We start from the raw sequence: 1651 nt of genomic DNA, 5'->3' as shown, positions 1-1651 counted from the left end.
AACCGCCAGATCACACCCTCGAACTGCTCCCGCAACCGCTCCGGGTAAGGGCCGTACCTACCGATCGGCAGATACGGCTCGACGAACTTCCACTGCGCATGAGTGAGTTGCCTACGCGTCACGACCACAGTCCTACCGGATTCCACCCCTCAAACAGGACACAACCCGAAAATGATCACGACATCACACAGGCCCTAGAGCGCGTCCGCAGGCGGGAGGGGCTGTTCCGTCCAGATGGTCTTGCCGGCCGCCGAATAGCGCGTGCCCCACCGTTGGACCATGTGCGCGACGATGAACAGACCGCGCCCGCCTTCGTCGTCGCTGGCGGCCCGTCTGAGGTGGGGCGTGGTGTGCCCCGTGTCCGAGACCTCGCACAGCAGGCTGCGGTCGCGGATCAGTCTGAGCTGGATCGGTCCGGAGGCGTAGTGGATCGCGTTGGTGACCAGTTCACTGACGACCAGTTCGGTGGTGAAGGACAGTTCCGCCAGCCCCCAGTTCCGCAGCTGCCGACTGGCCAGGTTGCGGGCGCGTCCGACCGCCGCGGGATCCAGGGGCAGCTCCCACACGGCCACCTCGTGCGAGTCCAGCACCCGGGTGCGTACGAGCAGCAGGGCCGCGTCGTCGGCGGCCGGGCCTTCGGGGAGGAGTTCGGCGATGATCTGATCGCACAACTCCTCCAGCGGCTTCTCATGTTCGGACAGCACCCGGCCCAGCCGTTCGAGTCCGAGCTCGACGTCATGATCCTGGCCCCTGACCAGCCCGTCGGTGAAGAGGGCGACAAGGCTGCCCCGGGGCAGCTCGAGTTCCGCGCTCTCGAACGGCAGACCGCCCAGACCCAGCGGTGGGCCGGAGGGGAGCTCGGGGAAGGTGAGGATGCCGTCGGGGGTGACGACCGCCGGCGGCAGATGCCCCGCGCGGGCCAGGCCGCACCGCCCGGTGACCGGGTCGTACACGGCGTAGAGGCAGGTCACGCCGAGCGCCGGGTCGTCGTACGTCTCGGAATCGGCGGGCTGACCGCTCACGCGACGGGCCGCCGTCTGTTCCTCGGATGTCTGCTCGGCCAGGTCGTCGAGACGAGTGAGCAGTTCGTCGGGGGTGTAGTCCAGTCGTGCCAGGGCGCGCACACTGGTGCGCAGGCGCCCCATCGTGGCGGCGGCGCGCAGACCGTGGCCCACCACGTCGCCGACGACCAGCCCGACCCGCGCTCCGGAGAGCGGCACGACGTCGAACCAGTCGCCACCGACACCGGCCAGGTGAGCGGGGAGATAGCGGTGGGCCACTTCGACGGCCGTCTGCGGCGGAATGTACCGGGGCAACAGGTCGCGCTGCAGTGCGAGAGCGGCCGCGCGCTCGCGGGTGTAGCGGCGTGCGTTGTCGATGCAGACGGCGGTACGGGTGGCCAGTTCCTCGGCGAGCGACAGGTCGTCGCCGTCGAATCGGGCGGAGGTCCTGCCGCGCAGGAACGTGACGAGCCCCAGCGTCGTGCCACGGGCGCGCAGAGGTACGACGAGTACGGAATGGGCCCACGGTTCGGCGTCGAGCGGGGGCCCGGCCTCACCTGATCCGGTCTCCTCCAGGACCGGCAGGCCCGAGGACAGGCTGCGGGCCTGGGGTGAATCCGCGGCGTAGGCGATCCGCCGTCCGGCCGACG

1 protein-coding gene is annotated in these 1651 nt (G+C 69.9%); it reads right to left on the bottom strand.

Features of this window, described 5'->3' with window-relative positions:
- Nucleotides 1-194: 194 nt before the first annotated feature.
- A partial coding sequence (locus ABZV34_RS39200) for a SpoIIE family protein phosphatase (protein WP_356287992.1) occupies nt 195-1651 on the bottom strand: 1457 nt, incomplete at its 5' end.

The sequence above is a fragment of the Streptomyces sp. NPDC005195 genome, from assembly GCF_040608315.1.
GTDB classification, from domain to species: Bacteria; Actinomycetota; Actinomycetes; order Streptomycetales; family Streptomycetaceae; genus Streptomyces; species Streptomyces kaempferi.
This window is presented reverse-complemented; position numbering and strand designations above follow the sequence as displayed.